10 protein-coding genes, 8 pseudogenes and 5 other annotated features are annotated in these 16891 nt (G+C 62.3%); of the genes and pseudogenes, 8 read left to right on the top strand and 10 right to left on the bottom strand.

Features of this window, described 5'->3' with window-relative positions; all coding sequences use genetic code 11:
* Positions 1-332 precede the first annotated feature (332 nt).
* A pseudogene (locus DA06_RS28575) lies at positions 333-768 on the top strand (FAD-binding protein); the annotation flags it as partial.
* A 5-nt stretch (positions 769-773) separates the two neighbouring features.
* Here DA06_RS28575 and DA06_RS28570 read toward each other — a convergent pair.
* From DA06_RS28570 to DA06_RS28555, 4 genes and pseudogenes are all read right to left on the bottom strand, one after another.
* Positions 774-1205 (bottom strand): annotated as a pseudogene (locus DA06_RS28570) (thiamine pyrophosphate-dependent enzyme); the annotation flags it as partial.
* 23 nt (positions 1206-1228) lie between these two features.
* Positions 1229-1647, bottom strand: a pseudogene (locus DA06_RS28565) (DEAD/DEAH box helicase); the annotation flags it as partial.
* A gap of 306 nt (positions 1648-1953) precedes the next feature.
* Positions 1954-2034, bottom strand: a pseudogene (locus DA06_RS28560) (DUF4011 domain-containing protein); the annotation flags it as partial.
* A 129-nt stretch (positions 2035-2163) separates the two neighbouring features.
* Positions 2164-2427, bottom strand: coding sequence for a helicase-related protein (locus DA06_RS28555; protein ID WP_418606648.1), 264 nt, complete (start codon positions 2425-2427; stop codon positions 2164-2166).
* Here DA06_RS28555 and DA06_RS28550 point away from each other — a divergent pair.
* From DA06_RS28550 to DA06_RS28540, 3 genes and pseudogenes are all read left to right on the top strand, one after another.
* Positions 2389-2649: a hypothetical protein gene (locus DA06_RS28550; protein ID WP_418606647.1), complete on the top strand. Its 261-nt coding sequence runs from the start codon at positions 2389-2391 to the stop codon at positions 2647-2649. The two genes, DA06_RS28555 and DA06_RS28550, sit on opposite strands and share 39 nt — an antisense overlap.
* A gap of 76 nt (positions 2650-2725) precedes the next feature.
* Positions 2726-3011: pseudogene (locus DA06_RS28545) on the top strand (ATP-binding cassette domain-containing protein); the annotation flags it as partial.
* Positions 3012-3607: 596 nt separating this feature from the next.
* Positions 3608-4065: a sequence feature (23S ribosomal RNA rRNA prediction is too short), on the bottom strand.
* A 2074-nt stretch (positions 4066-6139) separates the two neighbouring features.
* Entirely contained in the window at positions 6140-6304 is a 165-nt protein-coding gene (locus tag DA06_RS28540; RefSeq protein WP_418606646.1) for a type II secretion system F family protein, read from the top strand.
* Between the two features lie 375 nt (positions 6305-6679).
* On the opposite strand, the pseudogene DA06_RS28535 reads toward DA06_RS28540, so the two are convergent.
* Positions 6680-6950 (bottom strand): annotated as a pseudogene (locus tag DA06_RS28535) (cation diffusion facilitator family transporter); the annotation flags it as partial.
* A 343-nt stretch (positions 6951-7293) separates the two neighbouring features.
* Positions 7294-7833, bottom strand: a complete 540-nt coding sequence (locus DA06_RS28530; protein WP_418606645.1) for a PTS transporter subunit IIC — start codon at positions 7831-7833, stop codon at positions 7294-7296.
* A gap of 509 nt (positions 7834-8342) precedes the next feature.
* Here DA06_RS28530 and DA06_RS28525 point away from each other — a divergent pair.
* The 3 genes and pseudogenes from DA06_RS28525 to DA06_RS28515 all read left to right on the top strand — a co-directional run.
* Positions 8343-8999: pseudogene (locus DA06_RS28525) on the top strand (isocitrate lyase/PEP mutase family protein); the annotation flags it as partial.
* A gap of 108 nt (positions 9000-9107) precedes the next feature.
* Positions 9108-9290 carry a hypothetical protein gene (locus tag DA06_RS28520; protein WP_043509453.1) on the top strand — a complete coding sequence of 61 codons (183 nt, stop codon included), beginning with the start codon at positions 9108-9110 and terminating at the stop codon, positions 9288-9290.
* 204 nt (positions 9291-9494) lie between these two features.
* Positions 9495-9876, bottom strand: a sequence feature (23S ribosomal RNA rRNA prediction is too short).
* 3 nt (positions 9877-9879) lie between these two features.
* Positions 9880-10019: a sequence feature (23S ribosomal RNA rRNA prediction is too short), on the bottom strand.
* Between the two features lie 126 nt (positions 10020-10145).
* Entirely contained in the window at positions 10146-10706 is a 561-nt protein-coding gene (locus DA06_RS28515) for a pilus assembly protein TadG-related protein (RefSeq protein ID WP_418606644.1), read from the top strand.
* On the opposite strand, the pseudogene DA06_RS28510 reads toward DA06_RS28515, so the two are convergent.
* A pseudogene (locus DA06_RS28510) lies at positions 10675-11112 on the bottom strand (UDP-N-acetylglucosamine 2-epimerase); the annotation flags it as partial. The gene DA06_RS28515 and the pseudogene DA06_RS28510 overlap by 32 nt on opposite strands.
* Positions 11113-11487: 375 nt before the next feature.
* On the opposite strand from DA06_RS28510, the gene DA06_RS28505 reads away from it, so the two are divergent.
* Complete coding sequence (locus DA06_RS28505; RefSeq protein ID WP_418606585.1) at positions 11488-11715, top strand: Flp family type IVb pilin; 228 nt, start codon at positions 11488-11490, stop codon at positions 11713-11715.
* Between the two features lie 120 nt (positions 11716-11835).
* Here the strand turns inward: DA06_RS28505 and DA06_RS28500 are convergent, their stop codons facing one another.
* The 3 genes from DA06_RS28500 to DA06_RS28490 form a co-directional block, all read right to left on the bottom strand.
* The gene (locus DA06_RS28500; RefSeq protein WP_418606585.1) at positions 11836-12063 is read right to left on the bottom strand and encodes a Flp family type IVb pilin; all 228 of its coding nucleotides are present in this window, start codon (positions 12061-12063) and stop codon (positions 11836-11838) included.
* Positions 12064-13155: 1092 nt separating this feature from the next.
* Positions 13156-13566 (bottom strand): hypothetical protein, encoded by a 411-nt coding sequence (locus DA06_RS28495; RefSeq protein WP_418606643.1) that lies wholly within the window; start codon positions 13564-13566, stop codon positions 13156-13158.
* Positions 13452-14227 (bottom strand) — a sequence feature (most likely nonfunctional fraction of RNA operon). It overlaps the preceding gene by 115 nt.
* Positions 14228-14631: 404 nt before the next feature.
* Positions 14632-16073, bottom strand: a sequence feature (most likely nonfunctional fraction of RNA operon).
* Positions 16074-16179: 106 nt separating this feature from the next.
* Positions 16180-16872 (bottom strand): hypothetical protein, encoded by a 693-nt coding sequence (locus tag DA06_RS28490; RefSeq protein WP_418608474.1) that lies wholly within the window; start codon positions 16870-16872, stop codon positions 16180-16182.
* Positions 16873-16891 lie beyond the last annotated feature (19 nt).

The raw sequence follows: 16891 nt of genomic DNA, 5'->3' as shown, positions 1-16891 counted from the left end.
ACCCGCGCAAAAAACCCGAAAGCCCAGTTTCCCGCCCGTGGGGGTCGTATAGGGTCTTTTTCATCCCTTTGACAGGGAAAGGGTCGTTTAGCGTCGACCGACGTTTGGGTGAAATAGTTTGCTCAGAGTGAATCTGCCCCTATCCGCGCACGTCAGTCGAGCACCGGAGGGGACTTTTTGTGGTCACGAGTGTGTTCCGATTGATGAACGTAGTCGGTTTATGAATATAGCCAGTGTGAAGTAGACATTCGCAATGTTCTAGAAAGGCAGGCACGTGCGCAGGTGTCAGATCCCGCTGACAAACGTCAGCGTAGAGGTCGCATATTCCTCGTGAAGATGGCCAGCAGCTGCTCATCGGTGCGTACCAGGCCCTCGAGCGACAGGTGGCCGCCGGCACGGTGAAGACGTACGCGCGGCACGAGATGCTCGAGCTCGCGTCGTCGACGGGCGGCGCGCGGGATCGTCCGCGACATGGTCACCGGGGAGATCGAGACCCACATGGCCGACGTCGTCGTGCTCGCCACCGGCGGCTACGGCAACGTCTTCTTCCTCTCCACCACGCGATGGGGTCGAACGTCACCGCCACCTGGCGGGCCCACCGCAAGGGTGCCTACTTCGGCAACCCCTGCTACACGCAGATCCACCCCACGTGCATCCCCGGTCGCCGGCGAGTACCAGTCGAAGCTGACGCTCATGTCCGAGTCGCTCCGCAACGACGGACGCATCTGGGTGCCGAAGCGCCCTGAGGACTGCACCAAGGACCCGCGGGCCACCTCGGCCTGCTCCTCCGTGATGTCCCCGCGGCCGATGAGCGACTCGGTGTAGAGCTTGCGCACCGAGCGCTTGTCGATCAGGGAGTACATCACCGGCTGGGTCATCGAGGGGTCGTCGCCCTCGTTGTGACCGCGCCGGCGGTAGCAGACCATGTCGACGATGACGTCCTTGTGGAAGCGCTGGCGGTACTCGAACGCCAGCTCCGCCACCCGGGCGACAGCCTCGGGGTCGTCGCCGTTGACGTGGAACACCGGGATCTGCAGCCCCTTGGCGATGTCCGTCGCGTAGTAGGACGAGCGCGAGCTGGACGGGCCGGTGGTGAAGCCGATCTGGTTGTTGACGATGACGTGGACGGTGCCGCCGGTGCGGTAGCCGCGCAGCTGGGAGAGGTTCAGCGTCTCCGTCACCACGCCCTGGCCGGCGAATGCTGCCACAGCGGCACGGGGCGTCGCTACGGTGCGACCACCTGGGTGTTGCCGCGCACCATCCGTCAGCCACTCGCCGAACTCCTCCGCGTTCGACACGGTGGCGGAGAGGGAGACCACCTGGACGCCCTGGTCCAGGTGGATGATGACCTCCTCCCAGACCGGCCCGCGGAACCGGTCGGCGAGGTAGTGCACCTCGTCCATGACGACGAAACCGAGCCCGTCCAGCGTCTCCGAGCCGGCGTAGAGCATGTTGCGCAGCACCTCGGTGGTCATGACCACCACGGGCGCGGAGCCGTTGATGGACGTGTCGCCGGTGAGCAGCGACGTTCTCCTTGCCGTGCACGGCGGCCAGGTCGAGGTACTTCTGGTTGCTCAGCGCCTTGATCGGCGTGGTGTAGAACGCCTTGCGGCCGCTGGCGAGGCCCAGGTGGACGGCGAACTCCCCCCACCACCGGTACATCGCCTCCTTATGGAACGTGAATGTGGAGAGGACGACCGTTGGCTTGATCTCCCAGCCGCTCCGTCCCCCCCACCGCCCCCGGTGACCGCGCCGAACAGCCCGTCCAGCGACTCGTCCTCGAGGCGTCGAACGTCGGGATGGTGACCCCGAACTCCTGCATCCGCAGCACGAGGGGCCGGGTTGATGACGGCGTCTTCGTCGCTGCGGAGGTGCGGAATGGATCGGGGGGCCGTCGGACTCGAGCGTGACGGGCAGGAGGAGGACCGGGCTCTGCATCGGGGTGCCGTCCAGTTCCGCCCAGTGCAGCATGCCCACGGCGAGGTAGAGCACGTGCAGGCCGCGGTCGAGGTACTCGGTGTCCGCCTTCCGCATGAGGTTGCGCAGGACCGGCCCGAGTTCCTTGTGTGGGCGAGGACCTCCTTGCGACGTGGTCGAGCTCGCGCTGGCCGGCGAGGACGGCCGCGATCGCGTCCTCCTCCGCCTTGCGTCGTACTCCCCCCATCAGGGAGGCGGAGTCCCCCGAGGGCCTTGTGGGCCTCGTGCTCCTTCTCGATGAGTCTGGTCAGGCGGATGTCGCCCTTGAACCGTTCGCTCGAGGGGCTGCAGGAGGAGGGTGGTGATCTGGGGGCGGTGACGTTGCCCGTACCGGTCGATGCGGCCGTTGCGCTGCTCGATCCGGATGAGGCTCCACGGGATGTCGAAGTGGATGAGTTGGTGGCACTGGGTGTGGAGGTTGACACCCTCGGAGGCGACGTCGCCGGTCACAAGGACGCGGATGGGCGAGGACGTCTGCTTGAAGGACTCGACGATCTCCTGCTGGGTCACGAGGAGCCGGAGGCCAACGACACCGAGACGTACGACAACGGCGTCAAGGTCGTCCCGTCCTACCTGCTTGAGTCGGACATCGTCTACGCCGACAACATCCAGCCGCTGCTCGTCGACTCCGGTTACTACACCACCGAGCAGGTCGAGAGCGGCCAGTCCTGAGTCCGACTGATCCGGCCGGTGGCGGGGCGGCGCCGCCCGCCGCCCGCACCGCCTGAGTCCTTAAGGAGGAGGACACGTGAGCGAACACATCCTCGAGATGCGCTCCATCACCAAGACGTTCCCGGGGCGTGAAGGCGCTCCAGGACGTGTCGCTCGAGGTCGTGCGCGGAGAGATCCACGCCATCTGCGGCGAGAACGGGGCGGGCAAGTCCACCCTCATGAAGGTGCTCTCCGGCGTGTACCCCGCCGGCAGCTACGAGGGCCAGATCTACTTCGAGGGCGAGCCGGTCGAGTTCCACTCGATCAACGACTCCGAGGCCAAGGGCATCGTCATCATCCACCAGGAGCTCGCGCTGGTGCCTGGCGGTCATATCGGCTCCTCAGTGCTCAAGATCTTCGTGGTGGGTGTGCCATCAAGTTGTCGAACGAGGTCGGGGCAGCAAGTGCAGGATGTTCCGCCACCGGGAAGTCGTAGAAGTAGATACCCCGTTCGTTGTAGTCACGCTGATATCTTCTAGGTGACTTCGTCGTGGCGGGAGAAGTCACCCTTGAAGGGCATGAGGTCATACGACCCCTCCACCCCACCACGACCTCCCAAGACTTGGCGCGCTTCTCGCACTTCGCTGCAAAGTTCGCTGCGAAGCCCAGCGGGTTGATCTCACTGCGATCACGGCTCCCACTGCGCACGAACGTGATGTCTCCAAAGTCAAGGCCGGCTCGTGCCTGCACCGGTTCGATACCCCGCATCTTGAGCCACGGGTTCACCTCCTGCTGGATGCCGTCCAGCGCGAACGCACAGGCGGCAAGCGCAAAGACACCCGTGATGGCGGAGTCGCCCGGACTGAATCCCGCGAAGAGTCCATCTCCGCGGAGTCCCAACGGATGGCCACCGAAACGGGTGACCACCTCGACGAACCCCGAAAGCACCGCGTGGGCAAGGTCCACTACTTCGTCCTCGTTTCAGGTACTATTTCACTCCCCTCCCGGGGTACTTTTCACCTTTCCCTCACGGTACTTGTCCGCTATCGGTCACCAGGTAGTATTTAGGCTTACCAAGTGGTCTTGGCAGATTCACACGGGGATTTTCACGGGGCCCCCGTGCTACTCGGGATCCCCTGCAAGGGAGGCCACGACGTTTTCGTCTACGGGGGGGTCTCACCCCACTGTGCCCCGGCCTTCCCCAGACCGTTTCGACTACACCCGCGACTTTTCTCACTCCCCCCACCAGCCCCGGGCAGACTGGGTCAGCAGGTCCCCAGACCCCCCGAGGGGTGCAACGCCCCGCCCGGGCTGTCACACACCCCCCCCGGGTTTTAGCCCTCGTCCCGCTTTTCGCTCGCCACTACTCACGGAATATCTCTTCCTGCGGGTACTGAGATGTTTCACTTCCCCGCGTTCCCCCCCACACGCCTACGCCCAACGCCGACCCCGCTCAACGTCTTTCGACCCCCCGACGGGCCCACTGAGGGAAATCGACCCTCGGGAAAGCGCCCTTTGAGATGGGGCCCGAAAGACACCGTCGTCAAAAAGCCGTCGCAGCAGTCGACAAAAGCTGCAGCATCATCCGCAAACCCCCCGGCGATCACCAACTCAGGAACGCGTCAGAGAGCATGTCGATTCGGCCGTCACCGCTGTCACCCCGTGCCGTGTCCTCTCCCCGCAGGACAGCTCGTCACCGGGGCCATCCAAAGCACATTCCGAGAAGCAGCCAACGTCGCTCGAGGAGTTGCCGACGGTGCCGTACGCGCATGGAACGCGGTGGGAGGCGGGCACGGAGTAAGAGGTCGGGCGCCACGTCGGATCGCCGGAGATGTCCGGGTGGCGGCGACGGGGCCATGATCCGCTTGTACCGGTCAGCCTTATCGCTGTCTTTGCCGTCCTCGGAGTGGTGTTCGCCGGAGTTTCGCTGTGGACGTGGCATGCGGAGGAGCCGTTTCGCGGGGACATGGCGACAGCGCATGCGAGGTGCTGGCTTGGGATCACGGGTGGCTCGGTCTTGGCGACCGCGAGCTTGTCGTCTGGTTTGTCGACGCCGGCACGGCGACCCGGGCGGTGAGCGACTATCGCGCCCTCATGGATGGTTCGTGGCGAAGGCATTTAAGCTTGCAACTCGAACGGAGTGCTCTTAGGGAGAGTACACGTCAGCAGCAAGGGCGTTCCATAAGACATTTCTCGCGCTGATGACGTGGAAGCTGGAGTCGACCGTTGAGGTAAGTTCGCCCGGAACTACGGAAGCGACCGAGAAATACTATTCTTATTCCATTTTCCCGCGTGAATCAGATGGTGGCGGGTGGGATCCACCTTTGCATCTCCGTACGCTTGGATTCGTAGTTGATGCGTCCGATGGCAATGAAGATGATTGGATTGCATACGAATTCTTGCCGCCAGCATGGCGTGAGTTGGACCCGGTTCATGTCTTAGATTCGCGGGCAGATGGGCTCATCGAATTTTTGCAGGGTAATTTTGGGCTCCGGGTCAGTGTTGTCGAGGAATCGGCGACCGGCGAGACTACCTAAACGCGTCGTTCTCGATGGCCGCGGCAATTCCAGTCGTTGGCTCCGCTGCCATCGGGGCTAAGTACGCGTACAGAGCCGCAACTGCAGCGGTGAACGCCAGTCGACAAGTCGGAGTACCCGCAATTGCGCGAAGGGCCGGAACTGGAACCGTTGCGCACGGAGGATCAGCGAACCCGGTTCGCCTTCCCTCCGCACGTGCGGAAGGTCCGCGTGGTCCGGTGCGCTCAGATCCGGGGTCTGTGTCGGGTAGCCCTGTCTCTGCGAAACCTCCCAGCGGCCCCGGCCTTGCAGCGCGACGTTGCTAGCAGTGGCGACATGCTGGCCAGAGCCTTCCCCGGAGCTCCCCGGGTGTACTGGGCCCTCTCCGTGGCTGACCACCCTCCGTGCGGTCCGTGCGCGACCACTGCCGCCCGCCGTCGTGTCCGTGCCCGACCACCGACCGCCGGTCTGGGCATCCCGTCGAAGAGCTGGCCCGACAGCGACTCCGGGATGCTGCGCCGTCGTCGGAATGGCCGACCTCCGGTGCCCGTTCCGTGCGGGTTGGCGTGTGACGGGGGTCATGGGTGGGGGTTTGACCGTGGGTTCGGGGCTGCCTAGTATTGCTGAGCCCTGCCAGGGAGGCACGGACACCGTGAGGGTGGCCGGTCCCGGGGGGAGTCCTGGTTCTTAGTGTGGTTTTGTGCTGCGCGGGGGTCGGGTTGCCTGTGTCGAATTTGTTTTGTCCTGGTGAATGTGTCCTGGATTTACTCCGGGGGGGGGATTTTGCGGGGGGGCGGGGTTGGATGGGGTTTAGGGTTTTGAGAGGGTTGCCCCCGGAGGGGGGGTCCGAGAGCGGGGTATTTGTTTTCGGGGTTCTGTCTCCGGTGTGTGTCTGTTCTTTTGAGAACTCAACAGTGTGCCAAGTTTTTTGCAACGAGATTCGCCGGCAGGTCAAGACGCTGGCGGCCGAAGGGAAGCTCTCGGCCATTGTTCTGATGCTGTTGCCCGTGGGGATCGTCGGCTTTCTCACTGTCGCCAACCCGGAGTACATCGGCAGATTCACCGAGAGCATTCTTGGCTACGGCCTGATCATCGTCGCAATCGTGCTGCTCCTCGTGGGCGGGATCTGGCTGCGAAAGACCGTCAACATCAAGTTCTGAGGAGAACACCATGCCTGTGACCGTTCTCGTCGGGATGGCTGCCTTCGGACTTGCGCTGGGATGCGACTTGGGCCTTGCTCGCCGGACCGAACGCCGTTCGCACCCGAGCCCTGGCGAATCTCAAGCGAGGTTTGCCAGCGCCCGCCCGAGTTGCTGATGCCGCGCCTCAGAGTTCGAGCCTCGCAGCGGCCGCTCGGCGACTTACGCCAGGCGCCTCCATCCGGCTGTTGGAGAAGCTACATCTACGGGCCGGGCGGCCTGCCGACTGGACCATCGACAAACTTCTTGTGGCCAAGCCCGCCCTCGCCGCCGCGTCCGCTCTAGTCGCCTATCTTCTGACGACGCCCGGCACCTCGAGCAGGGGACGACGCCCGCGAGATCGACGTTCCTCGGAGTCGCTTCCATCAGTACCTCGATCACGTCCCGCAGCAGCGAGAATGCGCGAGGGAGGATCATGACCCCGATGGCGAAGGACGCCAACGCGTCGGCACGCCACCATCCCGTGGTCGCGATGAGGACGGCCGCGACGACGACCGCGACAGACCCGAGCAGATCACCGAGCACCTCGAGATACGCCCCCCCGCATGTTGAGGCTCTCTCCGCGACCTCGCGCGAGGATCAGCAACGAGACCGCGTTCGCGACCGCGAGGACCCGCTCCCCCAGATTTTCTTCCACAGGAGGAACGCTACAAGTCCGTTGAGACATCGCGTTCCCCCTGGACCTCACCAAACATGGCGAGGCGATCCACAGGACGCGCTGTGTCAGGCCGTCTGGGACACGAACTCGGCAAGCGGAGTCAGGTCCATGCTCCCAGAACAGAATGACGCCCGAGTCCTGGGCCGTCTCAAGGCATCTCATGTCAAAAAAAAAAAAACGCCGGCCAGGACCACCGCGGTAAGCATGTGCGTGCCGAACTGCTCGCGCCAGTCAGTGGCCTTGCCTCCGACTTCGCGATTCACTCGCTTCCAACTGTTCTTCGGGCCGTTACTTACCTTGCATTCCCTGGACGCGCCCGCGTCGGCGAAGGCGATGGCCACGAGCATGATGACGGAGATGATGAGCGCGGTGGAGACGTTGATGTCCTTGAAGAAGGAGATCGTCGGAGCCTGAGCCTCTCCGAGTCGTGCCGCTGCGCGTCGCCCAGGCGCAGCGCCTTCGATCCGTACCCGGCGACGAGCGCGAGGGTGGAGGTGGTGTGTCCGAGGCCGAACTGGTCGTGGCCCATCAGCCGCTTCATCAGCGGCGCGATCCACAGCGGCTGCAGGGTCCAGTAGCAGGCGATGATGACCGCCCCGACGATGACGAGCGTGGTCTGCGGGATGTCCGTCAGGACCTCCACGAGCGAGGCGGCGATCACGATGCTCATCCAGAACATCAGGTGGCCGGTGAGGTAGACGTACCGCGCGGACGACGGCGAAGCCTTCCTGACTACAGCCTCTCGGAGCTTGCCCAGTCTCAGCGAACGCGCGCGCCGCAAGGCTGCACAGCTCACGGACGCCGGGCGTCCCGTGTCTGAACGCACCGTCATGCGGTGGGTGACCTTGTACCGCCAGGGCGGTCCTTCCGCGTTGCTTGACCGTCGCCAGTTCAGGAAATCCGCTCCGCTGGGCACGCTAGACGAACTGGTGTATAGGGTGCCTGAACCTTTCCATAGCCCTGAACCTTGCCATAGCGCTGTAGCCAGCTCGCAGCGCCGGCTCATTAACAGCGACGCCTGGGCGCCCGCGATTGTGCCTGAAAATTCTGCTGGCGCTTACCGGCACCAATCGATCAGAGCTCACCATCCTTTCGCTTGAAACGGGTGAAGTTCAGTGGGCGACACTCGAGTATGGGCAGTAGGCAGGTGAACACCTGAGCGTTGTGGAAGAGTGCCATTCTTACGGCTGGGACACTGCGCTGCGGCTCACGGACGTCGCAGTATCGAGGACCTTCCTGTGGGAACGAGTGGTCGGCACCATCGCCGCGCGTGTTGCCGCTTTAAACTTAGGGCCGTTCGTTTCACGTGAACGCCCGAGTGTAAGAACCCGGCGCACGACGACCGACCTGCCGGCGCTGGTCGACGCGGACACGGGCTTCGGCGAGCCGATGAACGTCGCCCGTACCGTCCAGTCGCTCGAGGACGCGGGCGTGGCCGGCCTGCACATCGAGGACCAGGTCAACCCCAAGCGGTGCGGTCACCTCGACGGCAAGCAGGTGGTCGACGTCGCAACCGCCGCCAAGCGCGTCCGCGCCGCCGTCGACGCCCGCCGCCGACCCGAACCTGCTGATCATGGCCCGTACCGACGTCCGCGGGGTCGACGGCTTCGACGCCGCCGTGGACCGCGCCAGGGCCCTCGTCGACGCCGGCGCGGACGCGATCTTCCCCGAGGCCATGCGCGACCTCGCCGAGTTCGAGGCGATGGCCGAGGCGGTCGAGGTCCCCGTGCTGGCGAACATGACAGAGTTCGGCAAGTCCGAGCTGTTCACCACCGACCAGCTCGCGGACGCCGTCTCGATCGTCATCTTCCCGGTGTCGCTGCTGCGCCTGGCGATGGGCGCCGCCGAACGAGGCCTGGAAACCATCCGCGCGAGGGTTCGTTGATCTCGGAGCTGGACAGCATGCAGCACCGCGCGCGCCTGTACGAGCTGGTCGACTACGAGGCCTACAACCACTTCGACACCGGCATCTTCAACTTCACGGTCCGCACCGACTGACGGCTCACGGGCCGACCACTGCCTCCCGCCCGCACCTGCCAGAGTTCTGCCGCCCGATGCCCGCGAAGGAGCGCCGTCGAACGCTCGGCTTGGTGCACGCAGGACCCGGTGTGCATCGAGTCCGTGGCCGGCGGATCCGGAGGGCTCAACCTGGCGGCCTGTCACGCCTGCGTGCTGCTGCCTGAGGTCAGCTGCGAGAAGCAGAACACTCTTCTGGACCGTGCCGTGCTCATCGGCACCCCCGAGGAGCCGGATGCCGGGTTCTTCTCCGGGCTCGTGGTGGCGCGTTGAGCGCTCCAGCCCCTTCGACCGAGCTCGAGGCAGATGATCCGTCGGACCGCGCTGGGAAGGTCGCACCGTTCCGTGTGCTCGACCTGTTCGCCGTCGGAGGACTTACCCGCGGGTTCCACTCGACGGGATCTCCGTACCGGATCGTCCGTGCGGTCGAGATGGACGCGGCGGCCGCACGTGGGTATCAGGCCAACTTCGGCGACGTCGTCTACACCGGCGACATTCAGCGTTGGCTGAAGGATGAGGTGGTGCCGTCCGTCGACGTCGTCGTCGGAGGACCGCCGTGCCAAGGCTTCTCGCGCCTGGGCAAGCGAGACCCCCGGGACCCGAGGAACGCCCTCTGGCGGCAGTACCTGCAACTCCACATCCTTTCCCACTTAGCACACGCTTGGGGGCCTTAGCCCGGTGGTCTGGGCTGTTTCCCTCTCGACCACAACCTTATCGCCCGCAGTCTCACTGCCATGCTCTCACTTACCGGCATTCGGAGTTTGGTTGACGTCAGTAACCTTGTAGGGCCCATCGGCCATCCAGTAGCTCTACCTCCGGCAAGAAACACATGACGCTGCACCTAAATGCATTTCGGGGAGAACCAGCTATCACGGAGTTTGATTGGCCTTTCACCCCTACCCACAGGTCATCCCCTCAGTTTTCAACCTAAGTGGGTTCGGTCCTCCACACGCTCTTACTACGTGCTTCAACCTGCCCATGGGTAGATCACTCCGCTTCGGGGTCTAGAGCACGCGACTGGTGCGCCCTGTTGAGCACTTCCCACCGCAGAGGCAGTGATCACCCACGATCTGGACCTCATCTTCTTTGGTGAAGTGACGCTCACCGGAAAGGGCACCATGCGATGCGGTGGTTAGACAAGGAGCGCGGCGCAACTGCCGTCGTAGTCGCTCTTCTCATGGTCCCACTTATAGCTTCGCCGCGATTTCGGTCGACGTGGCGGCTAGTTACGCCGAAAGGCAGCAACTTCAGAACGGCGCCGACGCTGCTGCCCTCGCCGTCGCCCAGGAGTGCGCCCTCGACGGTTGCCCCGCTGACCCCGAGGCGCTAGCTGATGCAATGGTCCTTGGAAATGTCAACGACGGGGACGGTCGACAACGTCGACGTCGCATGTCTCAGCCTGGCCGTGTCGCGGTGACCGCCACGGAGGACCAAACGCACTGGTTCGCGCCCATCTTGTCATCCGACTTCGAGGCAACCACCGTAACAGCGGACGCCACCGCGGTCTGGGGCGGCATCGGCTCAACCACCAGCATTCCACTCATCTTCTCAGCATGTGTCATCCAGAACTCAATCCAAGCCGGTGGCAGTTCATTCGTATTTCAGAATGGCAGGTACGAGCTTACGACGTCACCTAGCGCGGTCGTTACGATCAACAATCAGAGACATGGTCTACGAAATGACGATTGATCTCTTCTGGGACATTTGGATCAAACGACCGATTGCCCGCTTCGAGGTGGTACACGGGTATTTTCATGCGCCGTGCCATGAGTGCCGACGTGCAACTGTTGGTATCGCCGAGAACCACCATTGCGTCAGGGCGTTCTTCAAGGAGCACCCGCTCTGTGCCCCGCAATACGTCTGCCAGCACCGTGCCGAGTGATCGAGTGTCAGCGCTGAGGAAGTGGTCGGGTCGGCGCACCGATAGGTCGTTGAAAAAAAAAAAAAAAATTTCGTTCAGTTCGAAATCATAATTCTGACCTGTGTGCACCAGGACGTGCTCGGTCGTCTCTTCGAGTCGTGCGATGATGCGAGACAATCGAATAATCTCTGGTCGTGTCCCAACTACGGTCAGGACCTTCAATCGTCCACCCATCATACTTCCTCTCGGTACGTGTCAGGGTCTGTAGGGTCGAAGAGTTCGTTCGTCCAGAAAATTGTGGCGAGTTCTGACGACCCTGTGTTGGTAATGTTGTGAGCCCAGAGCGTGGGCATGTCCCTGTCCTGCGAGTGAGCCGCAGGTTTCCGCGGGTTACGAGCACCCGACGAAGGGTGACAGAGGGTGAGGCGAGGGTGAGGTCCATAGCAGATGTTGCATCGTCCGCAAGTTCACACTCCCAAAGTGCTTGCAGGAACCGAAAAGTTCTGCGAATCTCGCATCGTCACGCCGGTTCACCCCCTGCTTCCGGCGTACATCCCCCGGCTCTGGACCCACTCCTGAGCTGACCAACCTCACATAGGGAGTTCAGAAATGAACCGTGCAGCCGCATTCTTCACCACCCTGTTCACCGTCATCGGCGACCGCTTCGAGGGCCGCAAGGACCGTGGCGCCACCGCCGTGGAGTACGGCCTGCTCGTGGGCCTGATCGCCGTGGCCATCATCACCATTGTCGCCACTCTTGGCGACCAGATGCTCGCCGCTTTCACCTCTGTCAGCACCACGCTGACCGGTGAGGGAATCACGGACGCCACTCCGTGACGATCTGGCACAGCTAGCGTGGCGCCCCGCAATGGGGCGCCACGTCGTTTAGGCGCCACGTCGTTTAGCTAACGACGTGGCGCCCCATTGCGGGGGCGCCACGCTAGCTGTGCCAGATCGTCACGGAGTGGCGTCCGTGATTCCCTCACCGGTCAGCGTGGTGCTGACAGAGGTGAAAGCGGCGAGCATCTGGTCGCCAAGAGTGGCGACAATGGTGATGATGGCCACGGCGATCAGGCCCACGAGCAGGCCGTACTCCACGGCGGTGGCGCCACGGTCCTTGCGGCCCTCGAAGCGGTCGCCGATGACGGTGAACAGGGTGGTGAAGAATGCGGCTGCACGGTTCATTTCTGAACTCCCTATGTGAGGTTGGTCAGCTCAGGAGTGGGTCCAGAGCGGGGGATGTACGCCGGAAGCAGGGGGTGAACCGGCGTGACGATGCGAGATTCGCAGAACTTTTCGGTTCCTGCAAGCACTTTGGGAGTGTGAACTTGCGGACGATGCAACATCTGCTATGGACCTCACCCTCGCCTCACCCTCTGTCACCCTTCGTCGGGGATCCGGCGGCCACATCCACCGCCGAGATCGTGGGAGTGTCGACCTGCCGCTGTGACCTGACAGATTGCTTGGCCACTGGATGGGTTCGTGACCTCGGTGTTTGACACTGGTGGCCACTGATGGTGACAGCCAAGTTGGCCACTCGCCGGGTGCATGACACAGAACGTGGACATCAGTAGGAGTGGTTTGTCAGCACCGGTGGCCGAGCAGGGCATCAGGCGCGACCACAATATGTAGGGGGCGTCCTGGCGATCAACCGCAATATGTGGACGACACGCCGAGTGAGGTCCGCGGGTGGGTGAACCCCTGGGTGCACCATGGGAGCGCGCAAAAAAAAAAAAAACACCCCCGGCTGGCAGAGCGTCAACCGTACGGTCAACAGCATCCGGGGTCAGATGTTCTGGGGAGAACGCTGACACCCTACTCCGAGTGGGCATTGCGCCCCAAATATCGCTGGGCCCGAAAACCCAGTGGGCCCCCAGAAACCCAGTGCCCTTTACAGTCTCCGCTATTTGCGACAATGGCCGCTCAAAATCGAGCGCAGTCAACACTGTAAGAATCTGTTTGTAGGGCAGCAAATCAGGCGTAACCACCCCTAGCTCCGCTCCCAGGAAAGCCACTGCGGCGGAGTAATGGCGCACGGCTTCATCCCACCCGTCACGAATCGCCCCACCCTTCAGGTTGAGGACCGCAGATTGCCGTACATCCTCCTGCTGTCGGAGCGCAAGCGCAGCAAGGATGGGAAGGCCGTCATCCTTCTGGAAATTGCGGATATTTGGATACTCCTCGAGCGCATCCTCCCATTTTTTCTGAGATTGAATGTCCCCGTAAAGCTCCGCGCTACAACCAGGTCGAAGGCGCCCAGTGTGCGACCGTGACGATTTACCCGTTCGAAATTCGCGCAACCGCTTGCGGCGGAATCTTCCTATTTACGATTACGCTTGGGATCCGGTAAACGTGAAGCCCTGAGACCATCTCGCGATAGATGCTTGTTAACCGCTCGGAGTCCTCAGAACCGGCTTGCATGGCCTGGTCGCGCCATTCATAGAAGGAAGAAGCCGACCTGAGCGCTGTGAGCGGGACGTACCCATTCTCCCACTGGATCTCGACATCGGAATACTTCTTCTCCCAGACGTCAGCCGCCATCGCAACTATCGACGAGTCAAGCGAATCAACGTCACCGACGACGAAGTCTTCGCGAATACGGTGCAACGCGAAGAACCTTACCAAGGCTTGACTACACCGGAACGTCCAGAGATGGCGCCCCGCAAGGTCGGTGTACAGGTGGTGCATGGTTGTCGTCAGCTCGTGTCGTGAGATGTTGGTTAGTCCCGCAACGAGCGCAACCCTTGTCCTGTGTTGCCAGCGGGTTATGCCGGGGACTCATGGGAGACTGCCGGGGTCAACTCGGAGGAAGGTGGGGATGACGTCAAATCATCATGCCCCTTATGTCTTGGGCTTCACGCATGCTACAATGGCCGGTACAAAGGGCGGCGATGCCGTAAGGTGGAGCGAATCCCAAAAAGCCGGTCTCAGTTCGGATTGGGGTCTGCAACTCGACCCCATGAAGTCGGAGTCGCTAGTAATCGCAGATCAGCAACGCTGCGGTGAATACGTTCTCGGGCCTTGTACACACCGCCCGTCACGTCACGAAAGTCGGTAACACCCGAAGCCGGTGGCCCAACCCTTGTGGGGGGAGCCGCTACCCGTCGGCTTGGTAGGCCATCACCCCACCAACAAGCTGATAGGCCGCGAGCCCATCCCCCGACCGACACAGTCTTTCCACACCCCACCATGCGCAGGGGCGTCATATCCGGTATTAGCCACGATTTCTCGCGGTTATCCCGAAGTCGGGGGGCAGGTTACTCACGTGTTACTCACCCGTTCGCCACTAATCAGACCCGGGGCAAGCCCGGGCCCTCATCGTTCGACTTGCATGTGTTAAGCACGCCGCCAGCGTTCGTCCTGAGCCAGGATCAAACTCTCCGTTAAAAAACACACGCCGAACCAACACCCCCAAAAGGCACGGCCGACAATCCATACGGAGAACCCCACCCCCACCAACCGGCAGGACCAGGGCCAATCCAGGCCAACGCACCCAGCCCCGACAGGCAGGACCAGGCACGACAACCAAAACAAAACAAAACCCCGGGCACCACGACACACCAACCACGAGGCCGGCCGCCACGACACCCAGAATTCAAATGGCATCAAAAAACTTGGCACACTGTTGAGTTCTCAAAGAACAGACACACACCGGAGACAGAACCCGAAACAATACCCGCTCTCGGACCCCCCTCCGGGGCAACCTCTCAAACCTAACCCATCCGAACCCGCCCCCCGCAAATCCCCCCCGGAGTAATCCAGGACACATTCACCAGGACAAACAATTCGACACAGGCACCCGACCCCCGCGCAGCCCGGGCTTGCCCGGGTCTGATTAGTGGCGAACGGGTGAGTAACACGTGAGTAACCTGCCCCCGACTTCGGGATAACCGCGAGAATCGTGGCTAATACCGGATATGACGCCCCTGCCGCATGGTGGGTGTGGAAGACTGTGTCGGTCGGGATGGCTCGCGGCCTATCAGCTTGTTGGTGGGGTGATGGCCTACCAAGGCGACGACGGGTAGCCGGCCTGAGAGGGTGACCGGCCACACTGGGACTGAGACACGGCCCAGACTCCTACGGGAGGCAGCAGTGGGGAATATTGCACAATGGGCGCAAGCCTGATGCAGCGACGCCGCGTGAGGGATGACGGCCTTCGGGTTGTAAACCTCTTTCAGTAGGGAAGAAGCCTCTCGGGGTGACGGTACCTGCAGAAGAAGCGCCGGCTAACTACGTGCCAGCAGCCGCGGTAATACGTAGGGCGCAAGCGTTGTCCGGAATTATTGGGCGTAAAGAGCTCGTAGGCGGTCTGTCGCGTCTGCTGTGAACGCGGGGCTCAACCCCGCGCCTGCAGTGGGTACGGGCAGACTAGAGTGCGGTAGGGGAGACTGGAATTCCTGGTGTAGCGGTGGAATGCGCAGATATCAGGAGGAACACCGGTGGCGAAGGCGGGTCTCTGGGCCGTTACTGACGCTGAGGAGCGAAAGCATGGGGAGCGAACAGGATTAGATACCCTGGTAGTCCATGCCGTAAACGTTGGGCACTAGGTGTGGGACCCATTCCACGGGTTCCGTGCCGCAGCTAACGCATTAAGTGCCCCGCCTGGGGAGTACGGCCGCAAGGCTAAAACTCAAAGGAATTGACGGGGGCCCGCACAAGCGGTCCTGATATCTGCGCATTCCACCGCTACACCAGGAATTCCAGTCTCCCCCTACCGCACTCTAGTCTGCCCGTACCCCACTGCAGGCGCGGGGGTTGAGCCCCCCGCGTTTTTCACAGCAGACGCGACAGACCGCCTACGAGCTCTTTACGCCCCAATAATTCCCGGACAACGCTTGCGCCCCTACGTATTACCGCGGCTGCTGGCACGTAGTTAGCCGGCGCTTCTTCTGCAGGTACCGTCACCCCGAGAGGCTTCTTCCCTACTGAAAGAGGTTTACAACCCGAAGGCCGTCATCCCTCACGCGGCGTCGCTGCATCAGGCTTGCGCCCATTGTGCAATATTCCCCCACTGCTGCCTCCCGTAGGAGTCTGGGCCGTGTCGTCAGTCCCAGTGTCGGCTACCTCGTAACTCTCTACCTCGTAACTCTCTACCTCTCTATCTCTACAAGTGGCCCTACGGGGGCTCCTGAAAACCTCTGAGACTTCTTCTCAGAACCCACAAACCGATACGCGCCCCGTCGCGGCCCGAAATCGCCCCCCCCTCTTTCAAACTAGGAGCTGAAACCCAGAAAGTGACAAAATGCAGAGAAAGACCCCAGAAAGACCCTCCACCCTCTACGGGTTAAGCGTCCCGACCGTCTAGCCCCAGGCACGAGAAAGCCCCTCACCCCTCGCTGAGCAAAAAACCCTCACAAAAACGCTGAAAGCGTCACTAAGCGAGACCATCGGAAAAAGTGGCCTCGGGGCTCCGCTGACCATGCAAGACTGGCCAACGCTCGCGGCAGCGTCGAGGTTGCGTCTATCCGCAGAGATGCCGCGGGAACGCATCAGCTCACCGATCGCACGTTGCTCCTCCCGCCAGAGCATGAAGCGGGGGCCGTCGCCGTTTCCACGGTCGAGTCTGTCGGTAGCGAAGGTCCTACCGATCCGCTTGAGCGCGCGTGCCACGTCCTTGGTGTCGTTGTCGTTGGAGAACTTCATCCAGTTGGTGTCTGCATAGAGGATCTCGAGCTTGGCGAAGTACTTCGCGAGACGGTAAAGCGTAGTGAGAATGGCCAAGTCACGGTGGCGCTCCGTCCCGAGATAGGACAGAAAAAAACGACCGTGGAGGATGTTGTCGAGCCGTTCGCCGAGCTCCGCCGCGGCAAGCATTACGGGCTCACGGTGAAGGTTTAGTTGCTCCTTCGCCTCCTGATGGCGAAGTTCGACCTGCTCCGACTGCTTCAACCGCGCCTGGAGGCGAGCCAGGCTATGTTGCTGTTGCGCCGACCATGCCGCCGCGATTACGGCCGCGAACCCGGCGATCAACGCGACGGCTAGTTCACCGCTCATCTGAGGTATCTCCACTTGT

Source organism: Georgenia sp. SUBG003 (assembly GCF_000715355.2).
Lineage (GTDB): Bacteria > Actinomycetota > Actinomycetes > Actinomycetales > Actinomycetaceae > Georgenia.
Note: the sequence above shows the minus strand (reverse complement) of the source record. Positions and strands in the feature narration are given on the sequence as shown.

Coding starts and splice junctions, on each gene's coding strand:
- DA06_RS28530 (WP_418606645.1), bottom strand. CDS start 7,833: ATGACGGTGCGTTCAGACACGGGACGCCCGGCGTCCGTGAGCTGTGCA.
- DA06_RS28495 (WP_418606643.1), bottom strand. CDS start 13,566: ATGCACCACCTGTACACCGACCTTGCGGGGCGCCATCTCTGGACGTTC.
- DA06_RS28490 (WP_418608474.1), bottom strand. CDS start 16,872: ATGAGCGGTGAACTAGCCGTCGCGTTGATCGCCGGGTTCGCGGCCGTA.
- DA06_RS28500 (WP_418606585.1), bottom strand. CDS start 12,063: ATGAACCGTGCAGCCGCATTCTTCACCACCCTGTTCACCGTCATCGGC.
- DA06_RS28505 (WP_418606585.1), top strand. CDS start 11,488: ATGAACCGTGCAGCCGCATTCTTCACCACCCTGTTCACCGTCATCGGC.
- DA06_RS28540 (WP_418606646.1), top strand. CDS start 6,140: ATGCTGTTGCCCGTGGGGATCGTCGGCTTTCTCACTGTCGCCAACCCG.